This is a genomic window from Pseudonocardia sp. Ae505_Ps2 (assembly GCF_001932425.1).
In the GTDB taxonomy this organism is placed as follows: Bacteria; Actinomycetota; Actinomycetes; order Mycobacteriales; family Pseudonocardiaceae; genus Pseudonocardia.
In genome coordinates, this window is the sequence record NZ_MCIP01000001.1 from 3,046,947 (window position 1) to 3,062,824 (window position 15,878).

Annotated in this window: 13 protein-coding genes; 6 read left to right on the top strand and 7 right to left on the bottom strand. The window is 73.7% G+C overall.

The window, feature by feature from the left end:
* Window positions 1-29 precede the first annotated feature (29 nt).
* Genes Ae505Ps2_RS14605 through Ae505Ps2_RS14620 form a run of 4 tightly spaced genes read right to left on the bottom strand, consistent with a single transcriptional unit; the run spans window position 30 to window position 4,529 of the window.
* On the bottom strand, window positions 30-2,306 hold the full coding sequence (locus tag Ae505Ps2_RS14605) for a bifunctional salicylyl-CoA 5-hydroxylase/oxidoreductase (protein ID WP_084786283.1): 2,277 nt from the start codon (window positions 2,304-2,306) through the stop codon (window positions 30-32).
* Between the two features lie 29 nt (window positions 2,307-2,335).
* Complete coding sequence (locus Ae505Ps2_RS14610) at window positions 2,336-3,226, bottom strand: acyl-CoA thioesterase domain-containing protein (protein ID WP_082375496.1); 891 nt, start codon at window positions 3,224-3,226, stop codon at window positions 2,336-2,338.
* On the bottom strand, window positions 3,223-3,678 hold the full coding sequence (locus Ae505Ps2_RS14615; RefSeq protein WP_075312102.1) for a cupin domain-containing protein: 456 nt from the start codon (window positions 3,676-3,678) through the stop codon (window positions 3,223-3,225). The genes Ae505Ps2_RS14610 and Ae505Ps2_RS14615 overlap by 4 nt, the downstream gene beginning before the upstream one ends.
* Window positions 3,675-4,529 carry a fumarylacetoacetate hydrolase family protein gene (locus tag Ae505Ps2_RS14620; RefSeq protein ID WP_075307488.1) on the bottom strand — a complete coding sequence of 285 codons (855 nt, stop codon included), beginning with the start codon at window positions 4,527-4,529 and terminating at the stop codon, window positions 3,675-3,677. The genes Ae505Ps2_RS14615 and Ae505Ps2_RS14620 overlap by 4 nt, the downstream gene beginning before the upstream one ends.
* A 241-nt stretch (window positions 4,530-4,770) precedes the next feature.
* Here Ae505Ps2_RS14620 and Ae505Ps2_RS14625 point away from each other — a divergent pair, with 241 nt between their 5' ends.
* The 5 genes from Ae505Ps2_RS14625 (at window position 4,771) to Ae505Ps2_RS14645 (ending at window position 10,829) form a co-directional block, all read left to right on the top strand.
* The gene (locus Ae505Ps2_RS14625; protein WP_083695731.1) at window positions 4,771-6,099 is read left to right on the top strand and encodes an AMP-binding protein; all 1,329 of its coding nucleotides are present in this window, start codon (window positions 4,771-4,773) and stop codon (window positions 6,097-6,099) included.
* Window positions 6,100-6,137: 38 nt separating this feature from the next.
* The gene (locus tag Ae505Ps2_RS14630; protein ID WP_075333631.1) at window positions 6,138-6,410 is read left to right on the top strand and encodes a hypothetical protein; all 273 of its coding nucleotides are present in this window, start codon (window positions 6,138-6,140) and stop codon (window positions 6,408-6,410) included.
* 81 nt (window positions 6,411-6,491) lie between these two features.
* Window positions 6,492-8,723 carry an indolepyruvate ferredoxin oxidoreductase subunit alpha gene (locus Ae505Ps2_RS14635; RefSeq protein ID WP_212567635.1) on the top strand — a complete coding sequence of 744 codons (2,232 nt, stop codon included), beginning with the start codon at window positions 6,492-6,494 and terminating at the stop codon, window positions 8,721-8,723.
* Complete coding sequence (locus tag Ae505Ps2_RS14640) at window positions 8,723-10,414, top strand: indolepyruvate oxidoreductase subunit beta family protein (protein ID WP_198932204.1); 1,692 nt, start codon at window positions 8,723-8,725, stop codon at window positions 10,412-10,414. Before Ae505Ps2_RS14635 ends, Ae505Ps2_RS14640 begins: the two co-directional genes overlap by 1 nt.
* A gap of 1 nt (window position 10,415) precedes the next feature.
* Window positions 10,416-10,829, top strand: coding sequence for a RidA family protein (locus Ae505Ps2_RS14645; protein WP_020625041.1), 414 nt, complete (start codon window positions 10,416-10,418; stop codon window positions 10,827-10,829).
* A 512-nt stretch (window positions 10,830-11,341) separates the two neighbouring features.
* Here Ae505Ps2_RS14645 and Ae505Ps2_RS14650 read toward each other — a convergent pair.
* The 3 genes from Ae505Ps2_RS14650 to Ae505Ps2_RS14660 all read right to left on the bottom strand — a co-directional run bounded on the left by Ae505Ps2_RS14650 (window position 11,342) and on the right by Ae505Ps2_RS14660 (window position 14,681).
* Window positions 11,342-12,181, bottom strand: a complete 840-nt coding sequence (locus tag Ae505Ps2_RS14650; protein ID WP_075553707.1) for a PaaX family transcriptional regulator C-terminal domain-containing protein — start codon at window positions 12,179-12,181, stop codon at window positions 11,342-11,344.
* Window positions 12,182-12,357: 176 nt separating this feature from the next.
* Window positions 12,358-13,884 carry an NAD(P)/FAD-dependent oxidoreductase gene (locus Ae505Ps2_RS14655; RefSeq protein ID WP_075312094.1) on the bottom strand — a complete coding sequence of 509 codons (1,527 nt, stop codon included), beginning with the start codon at window positions 13,882-13,884 and terminating at the stop codon, window positions 12,358-12,360.
* A 5-nt stretch (window positions 13,885-13,889) separates the two neighbouring features.
* Window positions 13,890-14,681 (bottom strand): SDR family oxidoreductase, encoded by a 792-nt coding sequence (locus tag Ae505Ps2_RS14660; RefSeq protein ID WP_020623151.1) that lies wholly within the window; start codon window positions 14,679-14,681, stop codon window positions 13,890-13,892.
* A gap of 151 nt (window positions 14,682-14,832) precedes the next feature.
* On the opposite strand from Ae505Ps2_RS14660, the gene Ae505Ps2_RS14665 reads away from it, so the two are divergent.
* Window positions 14,833-15,807 (top strand): AraC family transcriptional regulator, encoded by a 975-nt coding sequence (locus tag Ae505Ps2_RS14665; protein ID WP_075307482.1) that lies wholly within the window; start codon window positions 14,833-14,835, stop codon window positions 15,805-15,807.
* Window positions 15,808-15,878: the final 71 nt, after the last annotated feature.

Sequence of the window (15,878 nt, forward strand, 5' to 3'; positions counted from 1 at the left end):
GCGCGGCACCCGCAGGGGCAGGACGCGGCTCACGGCTCCTGTGCGCGGCGCCGCGCCGAGAGCCCCGACCGGTACTGCTTCGGGATCGCGTGCCCGCGGAAGTCCTGGTCGAGGGCCGCGTTCAGCGTCCAGTACGGGTCCACCAGGTGCGGACGGGCGATGGCACACAGGTCCGCCCGGCCGGAGGCGATGATCGTGTTCGCATCCTCGACGCTGGACACCGCGCCGACGGTGATCGTCGGGACACCGGTCTCCTGCCGGATCCGGTCGGCGAACGGCGTCTGGTAGAGCCGCCCGTAGCGCGGCCTCGCCTCGGTGCTGGTCTGGCCGGTCGAGACGTCGACGATGTCCGCGCCGTGCGCGTGCAGCATCGGGGCCAGGGCCACCGCGTCGTCGCCGTCGAAACCGCCCTCGACCCAGTCGGTGGCGCTGATCCGGACGCTGATCGGCCGGTCGGCCGGCCACACCTCGCGCACGGCGTCGAGGATCCGCAGGCCCAGGCGGGCCCGGTTCGCCAGGCTGCCGCCGTAGGAGTCGGTCCGCCGGTTCGACACCGGGGACAGGAAGCTCGACACCAGGTACCCGTGCGCGAAGTGCAGCTCGATCATGTCGAACCCGGCGTCGGCGGCGCGGCGGGCCGCGGCGACGTGGTCGGCGACGACCCGGTCGAGGTCGGCCTCGGTCGCCTCGCGCGGGACCTGGCTGTCGGGCCGGTAGCGCACCGGCGACGGCGCCAGGATCTCCCAGTTGCCGTCGGGGAGGGGCTCGTCGATGCCCTCCCACATGACCTTCGTCGAGCCCTTGCGCCCGGCGTGGCCGATCTGGGCGGCGATCTTCGCGCCGGTGTTCTCGTGCACGAAGCGCACGACGCGTGCCCAGGCGTCCCGCTGGTCGTCGGTGTACAGGCCGGGGCAGCCGGGGGTGATCCGGCCGTCGGCGGAGGTGCAGATCATCTCCGTCATGACGAGCCCGGCGCCGCCCTGCGCCCGCCCGCCGAGGTGCACGAGGTGCCAGTCGGTCGGCACGCCGTCCACGGCGGAGTACTGTGCCATCGGCGAGACGACGATCCGGTTCGCCAGGGTCATGCCGCGCAGCCGGTAGGGGTGGAACATCGGCGGGGTCCCGGTCTCGACGTCGCAGCCCAGCTCGCGGGTGCGGTCGGCGAGCCAGGCGTCGACCCGGCCGACGTAGCCGGCGTCGCGCAGCTTGAGATTGTCGTAGGTGACCCGCTGCGAGCGGGTGAGCAGCTGGAACACGAACTGCTCGGGGGCCAGGCCACGGTAGCGGCGCACGCCCTCGAACCACTCCAGGCTGGTCTGCGCGGAGCGCTGCAGCGACTCGACGACCGGCTTGCGGTCCTCCTGGTAGGCCTTGAGCGCGGCCTCGACGGTCGGTTCCCGGTCCACCGCGCCGACCAGCCCGATCGCGTCCTCCAGCGCGAGCTTGGTGCCCGAGCCGATGGAGAAGTGCGCGGTGTGCGCGGCGTCGCCGACGAGCGCCACGTTCCCGGCGCGCCAGGACCCGCTGCGCAGCACGCCGAAGGACAGCCAGCCGGAGTTGTTGCCGATCAGGCCGTGGCCGTCGAGCAGGTCGGCGAAGACCTCCTCGCAGAAGCGCAGGGAGCGCTCGTCGTTCTCGCCGGGCCTGCGCTCGGCGGCGGCGAACTCCGCGAGCCCGGCCCGCTCCCAGGTGTCGGAGTCGGTCTCGACGATGAAGGTGGAGCGCTCGCCGTCGAACGGGTAGATGTGCGCCCAGAACAGCCCGAACCTGGTCTCGACGAACTGGAAGGTGAAGCAGTCGAACGGCCGGGTGGTGGCGAACCAGACGTACTGGGCGGTCCGCCGGTCCAGGGTGGGCCGGAACTCCTCGGCCAGCGCCTCGCGGATGCGGGAGTTCACGCCGTCGGCGGCGATGACCAGGTCGTGGTCGCGGCGCAGGGTGTCCAGGTCCGGCGCCTCGGTGGAGAAGCGCAGGTCGACCCCGAGCTCCGCGGCCCGCTCGCCGAGGATGCCGAGCAGCCGCTTGCGCTCCAGCGCGGCGAAGGCGTGCCCGTCGCTGCGCTCGCGGACCCCGAGGACGTCGACGTCGATCGCCGACCAGTGCCGGAACTCCGCGGCGATGCGGTCGAGCGACTCCGGGTCGGCGGCGCGGATGTTGTCCAGCGTCTCCTCGGAGAACACGACGCCGAAGCCGAAGGTGTCGTCGGCGCGGTTGCGCTCGTAGACCACCACCTCGCGTGACGGGTCGGACTTCTTGAGCAGGATCGCCGAGAACAGCCCACCGGGGCCGCCACCGACGGAGACGATCTTCTAGGCTGCGGCGCTCACGGGAGAGCTCACGGGAGACTCACCAGTCCTTCCTGGACGACCGAGGCCAGCAGCCGGCCGTCGGCGGAGTAGAGGCGGGCGGTGCCGAGCCCGGTGCCGCGGGTGGCGACCGGGGAGGTCTGGACCAGTGCGACCCAGGAGTCCATGCGGCCGTCGTGGTGCCACCACATGGCGTGGTCGAGGCTGGCGGTGACGACGCCGTCGTCGGCCCAGGCCGAGCCGTGGCGGCGCAGGATCGGCTCGAGCAGGGTGTAGTCGCAGACGTAGGCCAGGGCGCTGCGGTGGATCGCCGGGTCGTCGGGCAGCCGTTCCCAGGCCTTCAGCCACACGGTCTGCCGGGCGACGCGCTCGCCGCCGGCGTCGGTGTAGAGCGCCGAGGGGGAGTGCCGGATGTCGAAGCCGCGGTGGAAGCGCCAGTACTCGGCGTCGCGGGTGTCCGCGCCGACGAGCACGTCGGCGGTGCTCGGCAGCTCGCTCGGGTCACCCGCCTCGGGCGGCAGCGTGTCGGAGTGCTCGACGGCGCCCGCGGTGGGCACCGCGAACTGGGCCATCGCCCGGAAGATCTCCTTGCCGCCCTGCAGGCCGCGCACCGCGCGGTGGGAGAAGCCGCGGCCGTCGCGGACGCGCTCGACCTCCCAGCGGGTCTGCGTGTGCACGTCGCCGGCGCGCAGGAAGTAGCCGTGCAGGTTCGCGACGCGGCGGTCCTCGCCGACGGTGAGGGTCATGGCCCGCTCGGCCTGTGCGACGAGCTCGCCGCCGTAGGCGCGGCCCGACGGGATGACCTGGTGGCGGGCGAGGAACGCGTCGTCGCCGTCCTTCTGCAGGTCCAGGGCGGCGAGCAGCGGGGCGACCGACCGCTCGGTGTCCGCGGGCATGGGGGTGGTGTGCTCGGTGCTCATGCGCGGCGGTATCCCTCGAGGCTCGCGTCGTCGACCTCGGGGAGGTTGACGACGATGTTGTCCGGCGTCCGGCAGGTCAGCCACACCAGTTCCTCGGTGGTCGACATGTTGCCCTCGACGTGCGGCATGAACGGCGGGACGAACACGAAGTCGCCCTCGGTCATCTCGATCCACTGCTCGTAGTTCTCGCCGTACCAGATGCGGCCGGTGCCGGACAGCACGTAGCCGCCGGTCTCGGCCTCGCCGTGGTGGTGCGGCAGCGAGCGGTAGCCCGGCTCGTTGGAGACCCGGCCGAACCAGATCCGGGTGGCCGGGGTGTGCTGCGGCGACACGCCGGAGACACGGACGCAGCCACCGGACTGGCCGGTGCCGGTGTCCTCGGACCCGGCCCGGGTCACGACGGGGACGGCCGACCAGGCCAGCTCGGTGGCGTCCTTGCTCTGCTCACTCATGCGCACTCCCTGTGCTCGGTGCCGGTCTTCTCGATGCGGATCGGGGTGGTCAGGACGCCGACGCCGGCCAGCTCGACCTCGACGACGTCGCCGTCGGCCAGGGCGCGGGGCGGGGACATCCCGGCGCCGACCCCGGCGGGGGTGCCGGTGAGCACGACGTCGCCGGGGGACAGCCGGGTGAACGCCGAGACGTAGGCGAGCAGCGCGGGCGCGTCGAACACCAGGTCCGCGGTGTCGCCGGACTGCACGAGCTCGCCGCCGACCCGGCAGGTCAGCGCGAGGCCGGCGGCCGGGTCCAGCTCGTCGGGGGTGACGAGCACCGGGCCGAGCGGGGTGGTGGCGTCGAACGCCTTGCCCGGCAGCCACTGCCCGGTGTGGCGCTGCCAGGAGCGGACCGACAGGTCGTTCGCGGCGGTGTACCCGGCGATCGCGGCGGTCGCCTCGTCGCGGTCCGCGCGGTGCAGCGGTGCCCCGACGACGACGGCGAGCTCGGCCTCCCAGTCCAGGCCCTCGGCCCAGTCCGGCACCGTCACGGTGTCCGCGGGCCCGGTGAGGGTGTCGGCGAACTTGGTGAACAGCGTCGGGTGGGCGGGCAGCTCGCGGCCCATCTCGCGGATGTGTCCCGCGTAGTTGTGCCCGCAGCACACCACCTTCGCCGGGTGCGGGACGACCGCGGCGAGGTCCTCGCCCCCGGGGACCGCCCCCGGTGCGGCGACGGCGCGGGCCCGGCCGGGGCCGTCCGGGTCGGCCAGCAGCGCACCGACGTCGCGGTACCCCAGCGGCACCCACCGCCCGTCGGCGGCGACGGCGGCGACGGTGGTGTCCGCGCGGCGCAGGGTCGCCAGGCGCATCCCGACCTCCGGTTGTGTCGATTTCTTGACGAGAACCACTGAAACACGATGAACGGTGTCGCGGCAAGCGCGCCGCGATCATCTGCGTCAGGTGGACAGCGTCCGCGTTTCGCGGCCATGACGTGCTGATCTCGTCCCCCGGGTGCCTCGGTGACGGGGGTTGTCGGAAGTCGCCGTTCCGTGCTGTGATGACTGTCGTCACGTCAGCGACATACCGCTTGCGCCGGGAGAAGGGGACGTCGTGACCGACCAGCCGTTCTGGAACCCCAAGACCGAGCTCATGCCGCGCGCGGAGCTCGTCGAGCTGCAGCTCGCGAAGCTGCGCCGGGTGCTGGCCTGGGCGAAGGACCGCAGCCCGTACTACCGGCGCACCCTCGCCGGCGTCGACCCGGACCGGATCCGCACCCGCGACGACCTGGCGCGCATCCCGTTCCTCACCCGCGAGGAGTGGATGGCTTCCCAGGACACGCACCCGCCGTTCGGCGAGCTGCCGGTCACCGGGCCGGAGTCGGCGATCCGGCTGCACACCACGTCCGGCACCTCCGGACGCACCCCGCTGCGTGCCTTGGACTCCCGCAAGGACTGGTCGTGGTCGGCGGAGATGTGGTGCTACGCGCTGTGGGGCGCCCGGGTCCGCCCGCGCGACGTCGGCTACGTCGCGTTCGGCTACGGCTCGTTCATCGGGTTCTGGGGCCTGCACAACGGGCTGGAGAAGATCGGCGCGCTGACCATCCCCGGCGGCGCGCAGTCCACCGCCCAGCGGGTGCGCCAGATCCACGACTTCGGCGCGACCGTCGTCGCGTCCACCCCGACCTACGCGCTGCGCCTGGCCGCCGAGGCCGAGGAGCTGGGCATCGACCTGGTGAACGGCCCGGTCCGCCGGGTGATCCTCTCCGGCGAGCCCGCCGGGTCGATCCCGGAGACCACGGCGCTGATCGAGCGGAAGTGGGGCGCGCGGGCCTACGACACCGCGGGCATGACCGAGGTGTCGACGATCGTCATGTTCACCCCCGCCGAGCAGCCCGGCGGCTGCCACGTCATCGAGGACCACCTCCTGGAGGAGGTGATCGACCCCGAGACCGGGCGCGAGGTCGGCTACGGCGAGCGCGGCGAGCGCGTCTGCACCTCCTTCGGGCGCTCGACCACCCCGTTGCTGCGCTACCGCACCGCCGACCTGGTGGTGAAGGTCCCCGGCACGGCGACGACCTCCGGGCGCACCTGGGACCTGTACCAGGGCGGGATCATCGGCCGAGTCGACGACATGAAGCTCGTCCGCGGCACCAACGTCTACCCCGGCGCCGTCGAGGCGATCGTGCGCGGCTTCGACGGGATCGAGGAGTTCCAGATCCGCATCTCCCGCCCCGGCGACCGCGACGAGATCGAGCTGCTGCTCGAACCCGCGGCCACCGTCGACGGCACCGCCTGGGACCTGCTCTCCGGGCGGGTCGCGGCCGAGCTGGCCGACGCGCACGAGGGCCTGCGCTTCCACGTCCGCCGCGCCGCGACCGGGGAGCTGCCCCGCTTCGAGCTGAAGGCCAAGCGGCTCACCGACCTGCGTCCGGCCGTCTGACCGGGCCCGCCGCCGACCCGACCCGCGAGGAGCCCGCCATGAGCACGACCACCACCACGACCACCGCCACGACCACCGCGCCGTCCGCCCCGTGCGCCGCCGCCGACCGGGCGACGGACCTGCTCGGTGTCCCGCTCGACGACGCCGAGCAGGCCCTGCTCGACGTCTACGACCGGATCGTCGCCGCGCTGCGCCGCGACGACCTCTCGCCCTGCGTCGCCGCGAACCTGCGCGCCGCGCTCGCCTCGGTGGCCGTCGCCGTCACCGACCTCGGACTGCGCTTCGAGCACCTGACCGACGTGGGCGTCTGACCGCCGTACCCGCCCCCGTACCCGCCTCGCGGCGCCGATCGGACAGCGACCACGTCCACGGGATAGGCGCCACGCGATCCGGTGCCTAGCGTCGGTGCCGACGACCACACCCACCACCACGACCACCACGACGAGAGGACGGCCATGGCCGAACGGTCCTTCGCCGCCGAGGTGCAGAAGCTGCGCGCCGGTGCCGGCGAGACGCTGCACGTCGAAGGCATCCTGGCCGTGACGAAGGCGTTGCTGCAGTCCGGCGTCGCCTACGTCGGCGGCTACCAGGGCGCGCCGATCTCGCACCTCATGGACGTCCTCGGCGACGCCCGCGAGATCCTCGACGAGCTCGACGTCCGGTTCGAGAACTCCGCCTCCGAGGCGACGGCCGCGGCCATGCTGGCCGCGTCGGTGCACCACCCGCTGCGCGGCGCGATCACCTTCAAGTCCCCGGTCGGCACGAACGTCGCCTCCGACGCCCTGGCCAACCTCGCCTCGGGCGGGGTCACCGGTGGTGCGTTGGTGATCCTCGGCGAGGACTACGGCGAGGGCTCCTCGATCATGCAGGAGCGGGTGCACGCGTTCGCGATGAAGTCGCAGATGTGGCTGCTCGACCCGCGCGCCGACACGACCGCGATCGTGAACGCGGTGGAGTCCGGGTTCGCGCTGTCCGAGGCGTCGAACACCCCGGTCTTCCTGGAGCTGCGGCTGCGGTCCTGCCACCTGCACGGCGGGTTCGTCGCCAAGGACAACGTGCGGCCGCCGATGACCGTCGCCCAGGCCGCGGACGCCCCGCGGCGCAGCGTCGACCGGATCGTGCTGCCGCCCGCGTCGTTCGCCCACGAGCGGGAGAAGCTGGAGGACCGCTGGCCCCGGGCGGTCGAGTTCATCCGGGAGCACGGACTCAACGAGCTGTTCCCCGGCGACGGCACCGCCTCCGACGTGGGCATCATCGTCCAGGGTGGGCTGTACAACACCCTGAACCGGTCGATGGAGCTGCTCGGTGCCTCCGACACGCTCGGCCGCACCCGCGTCCCGACCTACGTCATGAACGTGACCTACCCGGTCGTCGACTCCGAGATCGTCGAGTTCTGCGCCGGCAAGCGCGCCGTGATCATGGTCGAGGAGGGGCAGCCCGACTACATCGAGCAGAACCTGCACGCGATCCTGCGCCGTGCCGACGTCCCGACCGTGCTGCACGGCAAGGACATGCTGGCCGCGGGCGGCGAGTACACCGCCCAGGTCATCACCCGCGGACTGGACCAGTTCCTCGGCAAGTACGCCCCCGACGTCGTCACCCACCGGCCGTCGCTGCTGCGCGACCCGGCCGACCCGGCGAGCCCGTTCGCGCCGCGGGTCGCCGCCGAGGTCGTGCGCCCGCGCCCGCCGGGCCTGTGCACCGGCTGCCCGGAGCGCCCGATCTTCTCCGGCCTCAAGCTCGCCGAGCGCGAGACCGGGCAGCACCAGATCTCCGCCGACATCGGCTGCCACCTGTTCGCCATCAACGCCCCGTTCGACCTGGGCGCGACGACGATGGGCTACGGCATGGGCGCCGCGGGCTCGTCCGCGCTGGCCGGCGGCGGCGCCGAGAAGCGGCCCGTGTCGATCATGGGCGACGGCGGCTTCTGGCACAACGGGCTCGTGTCCGGCGTCGGGAACGCGGTGTTCAACAAGTCCGACCAGGTCATGGTGGTCGTCGACAACGACTACGCCGCCGCCACCGGCGGGCAGGACGTGCTGTCCAGCCACGCCGACCTCGAGCGCCGCTCGACCAAGCACCCCATCGAGAAGGCCGCCCGGGGGCTCGGCATCACCAACGCCACCACGATCGACCACACCTACGACGTGGCCCGCGTCCGCGACACCTTCCTGAAGGCGTTCCGCCGCAGGGAGCCCGGCCCCGAGCTGCTGGTCATGCAGTCGGAGTGCCAGCTCAACCGGCAGCGCCGGGTCAAGGAGGACCGCGCGGCCAGGCTCAAGCGCGGCGAGCGCGTCGTGCGCGAACGATTCGGCGTCGACCCGGAGACCTGCACCGGCGACCACGCCTGCATCCGGATCTCCGGCTGTCCGTCGCTGACGATCACCGACAACCCGGACCCGCTGCGCACCGACCCGATCGCGACCGTGCTCGACTCCTGCGTCGGGTGCGGGGTCTGCGGCAACAACGCCCACGCGGCGGTGCTGTGCCCGTCGTTCTACCGCACCGACGTCGTCGACAACCCCACGGCCGGCGAGCGGGTCCGCGCCCGCGTCCGGTCCTGGTGGATCACCCTCGTCGGACGCGGCCTGGAGCGCCGCGCCGCCCGGATGGAGGCAGCCTGATGCCCACCGTGATGCCCGCACCGACCCGGACCGGCACCGCGTCCTGGTACGCCGGGAACCGCCCGATCACCCTCGCGATCCTCGCGATGGGCGGCGAGGGCGGCGGGGTGCTCGCCGACTGGGTCGTCGCCGTCGCCGAGGCCGCCGGCTACCACGCGCAGACCACCTCGGTCGCCGGCGTCGCCCAGCGGACCGGGGCGACCGTCTACTACGCCGAGCTGCACCCTCCGCTGCCCGAGAGCGACTCGGCCGACGGCGCGGGCCGGGCCGAGCCGGTGCTGTCGGTGTTCCCGACGCCCGGCGAGGTCGACGTCGTCGTCGCCTCGGAGCTGATGGAGTGCGGCCGCGCCGTGCAACGCGGCTTCGCCACCCCCGACCGCACCACGCTGATCACCTCGACGAACCGCGTCTACTCCATCGACGAGAAGATGCACCTCGGTGACGGCCGCGTCGACTCCGACGAGCTCGTCGCCGCGGCGGGCCGCGCCGCGCGGCACCTGGTCGCCGCGGACTTCGCCGCGATCGCCGAGGAACACCGCAGCGTGATCTCCGCGGCGCTGTTCGGGGCGCTCGCCGGGTCGGGGGCGCTGCCCTTCTCCCGGGACCGCTTCGAGCAGGCCATCCGCGACGCCGGCAAGGGCGTCGAGCCGAGCCTGGCCGCGTTCGCGGGCGGGTTCGACGCCGCCACCGCCGCGCTCGCCCCCGCCCCGCCCGCGCCCCGCGCGCCGGCGACGGTCGACATCGCGATCGGGCCCCGCCCCGTCTCCGCCGAGGAGCGCAAGGAGCGCGAGGAGGCGCGGCGCAACGACATCGCCGCCACCGACCCGGAGTCCCTGGTGGGGGAGGACCTGCGGCCGCTCGCCCGCACCGTCGCCGACCTGCCGGCCGCGGCGCGGTCCACGGTCCTGCACGGGCTCGTGCGGACCGGGGTCTACCAGGACCTCGACTACGCCGCCCGATACCTCGAACGGGTCCGCGCGTTCGCCGCCGTCGACCCCGACCGGGCCGGCGCCGCCCGCCTCACCACCGAGGCGGCCCGGCACCTGGCGCTGTGGATGTGTTACCAGGACACGATCCACGTCGCGCTGCAGAAGACCCGCAAGCGCCGTCTCGAACGGGTGCGTGAGGAGGCCCGGGTGACCTCGGCGCAGCTGTCCCAGGTGCGCGAGTACCTGCACCCGCAGGCCGAGGAGATCACCGACACGCTGCCGTACCGGCTCGGGAAGGTGCTGCGCCGGTCGCGGGCGTTCACCCGCACCGTCGACCGGGTCACCCGTGAGGGCATGGTCCTCGACACCACCTCGGTGACCGGCTACGCGATGCTCGCGACGATGGCGCGGATGCGTCCGCTGCGGCCGCGGTCGCTGCGGTTCGTCGAGGAGCAGAAGGCGATCGAGGCGTGGACGGCGCTCGCGCTCGGGATCGCCGCCGAGGACACCGATCTCGCCACCGAGGTCGTCGTCTGCCAGAAGGTCCTCAAGGGCTACGGAGCCACCTACGCCCACGGCAACGACAGCTTCGCCCTGCTCTGCCGGGCCGCCGGCGAGCTGCGCGGCCGTGCCGACGCCGCGGCGGTGCTCGCCCGGCTGCGGTCCGCCGCCCTGGCCGACGAGGACGGCGCCGCCCTGCGGGAGCAGCTGTCCGGGGCCGGGCTGCCCACCACCGTCCCGTCGAAGAAGGGGAAGCACTGACATGACCACCGGCACCGCATCCGACGTCGAGCTCATCAACCCGGACACCCTCGCGAGGCCGTCCGGTTTCACCCACGCCGTCCGCCACGGCGACACCGTCCACCTCTCCGGCCAGACCGCGATGGACGCGACCGGCACGATCGTCGACGGCGACATCGTCGACCAGTTCCGGCAGGCCCTGACCAACGTGATCACCGCCCTGCGCGCGGCGGGCTCCGAGCCCGCGGACCTGCTGTCGGTCCGGATCTACCTGCTCGACGTGCCGGGCTACCAGGCCCGCGGCAGGGAGATCGGCGCGATCTGGAAGGAGCTGTGCGGGCGGACCTACCCGGCCATGACCGGTGTCGGGGTCACCGCGCTGTGGCAGCCCGAGGCGCTGATCGAGATCGAGGCCGTCGCGGCGCGCCGGGTCTGAGCGCGGCCACCCGCCCGCGCGCGCCGGGTCCGGACCACCGGGCCCGGCGCTCCGGCGTGGGCTTCGGCGTGGACGGAGGTGTCCCGTGGCCGGGTGGAGCGTGCCGGACCAGGGGGTTCGGTGAATTCGCTTACCCGGTAAGCGAATTCACCGGAGGTGGTGTGCGGTGCCGGCGGATCCCGGGTGCCATCGGCCCTCGGCCTGACCCGGGGCAGGGTGCACTCGCGGTGCGGCGCGGTGCGGCGCGGTGCGGTGCGGCGCCGTCGCCCCGGCGCCCGACCCCGGCGAACTCGCTTACCGGGTAAGCGAATCGTTCGACCTCCTGCCCGCGTGGTCGCTCCGCCGGGCGGTTGCCCAGCCGGGCGGTCGCCCAGCCGGGCGGGCGCCTGCCCGTGATCGTCCTGCCGGGCGACGGCCCGTCCCTGCTCCGGCGACGCACGGGGCCCGTGGCCGGTGGGCACGACTGCGCTGCCCCCGCAGGCCACCGGTCGCACGGCGCGGTTCCCGGAGGCTCAGGCGTCCAGGACGCTGCTGACGTGCTCCCGTGCCGGGCCGGCCAGCCGGGCCCGCAGGTCGCCGAACAGGTCCTCGGCGCGGTCGCCGACCCAGTTCTCGGGCAGCGCCTCCAGCGGCAGGCCCGGGTCGAGGTAGGGGAGGCGTCGCCAGACGGTCACCAGCGTCACGTAGTCGGCGAAGGCCTGCTCGGCTGTGCCGTCGGCGTCGCGCCAGGCGCGCATCACCGGCTCGTGGCGGGCGACGAACGCCGAGTACTGCGCGGCGAGGGCGTCGAGGTCCCACCAGGACGCGACGGTCTCGCGCAGCGGGCGTCCGGCGACGTGCCGGCTGCGGAACAGCTCGGTGTACCCGCGCAGACCGGCGCGGTCCAGCGCGTGCGAGACCTCGGCCTCCAGGTGCGCCGGCGCGACCCACAGGCCCGGAGCCACGGTGCCCAGGCCGAGCCGGATCAGCAGGCTGCGCAGCTGATGACGCTGGTCACGGGCCGATTCGGGCACCGAGAAGGCCACCAGCAGCCAGCCCTCCCCGGCACCGGCGCGGCGCCGGGAGAAGATCCGCTCGTCGCCCTCGGCGAGCACGTCGGCCAGCGCGGCCGACAGCCGGTACCCGGCGGCGCCGCCGACCTTCTGCGGCTCCAGCAGACCACGCCGCTTCAGCCTCGACACCGCCGAGCGCACGGCCTGGCTGTCGACCCCGAGCCCGCCGAGCAGGCGCACCAGCGACGACACCGACAGGGCGCCGCCGTGTTCGCGGGCGTAGAGCCCGTACACCGACACGATCAGCCGTCGCGGCGGGACGGGCGCGAGGATCTCCTCCGGTTCGGCGACGGTCGTCACGTCGGCATCGTACGGCCGCGAGCGTCGGCCGGGCCGTGCGCCGGGCCGACGGCGGGGTGTCGGCGCGGTGGTCGGGTCGGTGGTTGGGGCGGTGGTCGGGTCGGCCCCCGCAACGCGGCGACGCGCCGCACCGTCCGGGAGGGACGGTGCGGCGCGTCGCGGGGGAGCGGTGCTCGTCACCCGGCGGCCCGCAACGGGGCCCCCGGCCGCCGGTCCGCCCCGGCCGCGGTGAGCGGGGCGTGCCGGGCGGTCAGCTCGGCGGTGATCCGGGCGTACACACCGGGGTCGACCGGCAGCAGCCACTCGGCCAGGCGGCGGCGCCGTCCGATGCCGGCGCCCAGGTCGGAGAGCATCTCGTCGATGTTGTGCAGCGAGAACGGGATGATGTTCGTACCGCGGGCGTGCTTGCCCTCGGTGCGCTCCTCCATCCACCGCAGCCGCTCCTGCACGAAGGCGCGCCGCTGCTCCACCGACGGCAGGTCGATCCCGCCCGCCAGGTGCACCCCGATCCACAGCGCCGCGACCTCGGCCGACAGCGGGGACAGGAACGAGGAGTTGTACCCGCAGAAGCTCAGGTCCGCCACGGTGTGCGGGTGGATCTGGCGGTAGAGCTCGAAGTTGCCGCGCTCGTCGACCAGCCGGTCCCGCACGTCCTGGGAGAGGAACGGCACCCGCTGGTGGAACCCCGTCGCCGCGACGACCACGTCGGCCGGGACCTCGGTGCCGTCGGACAGGATCGCGACGGGCCTGCCGTCGCGGGCACCGAGCGCGCTGATGAGCGTGTCGCGGTGGACGGTGATCGAGCCGTCGGCGACGGCCTCGTAGAAGCCCTCGGTGGCCAGCGACACCGTGGAGCGCGCGATGTCCTCCAGCGACCCGCCCGGCACCAGGCCCAGCTTCTGCAGCCCGAGCTGGCGCACGATCTGGCCCTGCAGGCTCGACATCATCCCGTTGCGCACGCCCTTGCCCGGGCCGTGCAGGAACTTCTCGAAGCCGGCGAGGTGGGCGTAGCGGAACAGCCCCTCGCCGAGTCGGGTGAGCAGCAGGTACTTGTAGTTCAGGGCACCGCCGATCCGGCGGGGCATCTTCCACAGCAGCTCGCGGGCCACCACGGTGGTCGTGCGCGACACGCTGTTCAGGGCCACCGCCACGTCGCAGCCGGACTTGCCGTAGCCGATCACGACGACGTCGCGGTCGCGGGCGTCGTCGATGTCGGTGAAGTCCGACGGCGCGCAGTACCGCCCGCCCGCGGCGCGGTACTCCTCGGTACCGGGCAGCGGCGGCAGGAACGGCTCGGAGAAGATCCCGTTCGCGACGACGAGGTGGTCGAACTCGCCCACCCCGGCGGACGCGCCCGCGGTGGTGACGGTCCAGCCGCCGCCCTCGCGCGGCTCGGCGGAGAGCACCTCGGTGTCGGTGCGCACCGCGTCGCGGATGCCGAAGTGGCGGGCGTAGGACTCCAGGTACTCCTGCACCTGCTGCCCGGACGGCCACTCCGGGTAGTGCTTCGGCATCGGGAAGTCCGACAGCGAGTAGGTGCCCTTGTCGTTCTGCGTGGTCAGGCCGGGATAGCGGCGGCTCGCGCTCCACACCCCGCCGACGTCCGGCGCCTTCTCGAACACGGTGACGTCGTGACCGAAACCGGTCAGGACCTTGGCGGAGGAGAGGCCGGCGAATCCGGCCCCGACGACGGCGATCTTCATGGTGGTCACTCCGAAGCGGTCGCGAGCTGGGGGATGGCGGGAACGGCCTGCTCCGGACCCATCGCCGAGTAGCCGCCGTCGACGGCCCAGTCGGCGCCGGTGACGGCGGAGGCGGCCGGGGAGAGCAGGAAGGCGACGACGGCGCCGACCTCGTCCGGGTCGCCGACGCGGCCCGTCAGATGGAACGGGGCGGCGACGCGGTCGGTGTGCGCACGGTCGCCGCCGGACAGGTCGTCCATGATCTTCGACCAGGTCCAGCCCGGGGAGACCGAGTTGACCCGGATGCCGTCGCCGGCGAGGTCCATCGCCATGGAGCGGGTGACCTGCACCAGCGCGGCCTTCGACGCCGGGTAGACCCAGCGCCCCGTCTGGGCGACCTTCGACGAGATCGAGGTCAGGTTGACCACCGCGCCGCGGGCCGCCGCGAGGTGGGGCCGCGCGGTCCGGGTGGCCTGCACCGCGCTGACCAGGTTGACCTCCAGCGCGCGCAGCCAGTCGGCCCGACCGGTGTCGGCGCCCTCGTCGAGGTAGCTGCACGCCAGGTTCACCAGGCCGTGCAGGCCGGACGGGGCGGCGACGGCGGCGACGGTGGCGGCCACCGCGTCGTCGTCGGTGATGTCGGTGCGGTGGAACGCGACGCGCCCGCCGAGCTCGTCGAGCAGCGGCTTCGCGCCGGCCTCGTCGATGTCGGCGATCGCGACGGACGCCCCGACGGCGTGCAGGGCACGGACGACACCGTGCCCGACCAGGGTCGATCCGCCGGTCACCAGCACCGTGCGGCCGTGCAGGTCAGTCATGGGAGCCTCCGAAACATGACGGTCATCTAGCGGACGCGTGATGGCAGTCATCATTTGGCTATATGGTGGGCGTGACTATCCCCACCACGCGGTCGCTGTCCGTGGGACGCGGCCGGGACGCACGAACCGGGGTCGAGCACGAGGAGGTGCCATGACCGAGGTGCTGAGCGGTTTCCGACGGGTGCACTCGCCGGACCTGGAGGAGGCCCGCGAGCGGGTCGGCGAGGTGTTCTGCCCGCACCGGCTGGAGCCGGTGGACCGGGCGACACCGGCGCCGGTCCGGTTCAACACGGCCGCGTTCGGGGCGGTCGGGCTGTCCTACCTGTCCTACGGGTCGGCGGTACGGATCAGGCCGCAGCCGCTGCGCTCGTTCGTCCTGGTCCAGATCCCGCTCTCCGGGCGCGCCCTGGTGCGCACCGGCGGCACCGAGGTCGTCTCCGACGCCCGCACGGCGTCGGTGCCCGACCCGGACGCCGGCCTCGACATGACCTGGGAGTCCGGGAACGAGCAGCTCATCGTGCGGGTCGAGCGCGAGGCGCTGACCGGGCAGCTGCACCGGCTGCTGGGCCGCCCGCCGTCGAAGCCGCTGCGGCTGGCGACCAGCGTCGACCTCACCACCCCGGCCGCGCGGTCCTGGCTGTCGACGGTGGACATGGTCCGCACCGACCTCGACGGCCCCGGCGGCCTCACCCACCCCGTGCTGCGTGCCCAGGCCGAGCAGCTGCTGATGAGCCAGCTGCTCGCCGCGGTGCCGCACTCGTCCAGCGACGAGCTGCTCGCCGCGGCCGACCCGCCGCCCGCGGTGCCGAAGGTGATCCGCCGCGCGGAGGCGCTGATCGAGGGGCACGCGCGCGAGCCACTGACCGTCGACGACGTCGCCGAGGCCGTCGGGCTCTCGGTCCGCAGCCTGCAGGAGGGCTTCCGCCGCCACCTCGACACCACGCCGACCGCGCGGCTGCGCGAGGCACGGCTGGCCGGTGTGCGGGCCGAGCTCACCGAGTCCGACCCGACCCGGCGCACGGTGTCCCAGGTCGCCGCGGACTGGGGCTTCGCGCACCTGGGCCGGTTCGCCGTCGCCTACCGGGAGCGGTTCGGGGAGTCGCCGTCGGAGACCCTGCGCGGCTGACCCCGGGCGGCCGACCCCTGGGCGGCTGACCCTGAGCGGACAGCCGCCGCGCGGAACGGATGGCCGGACAC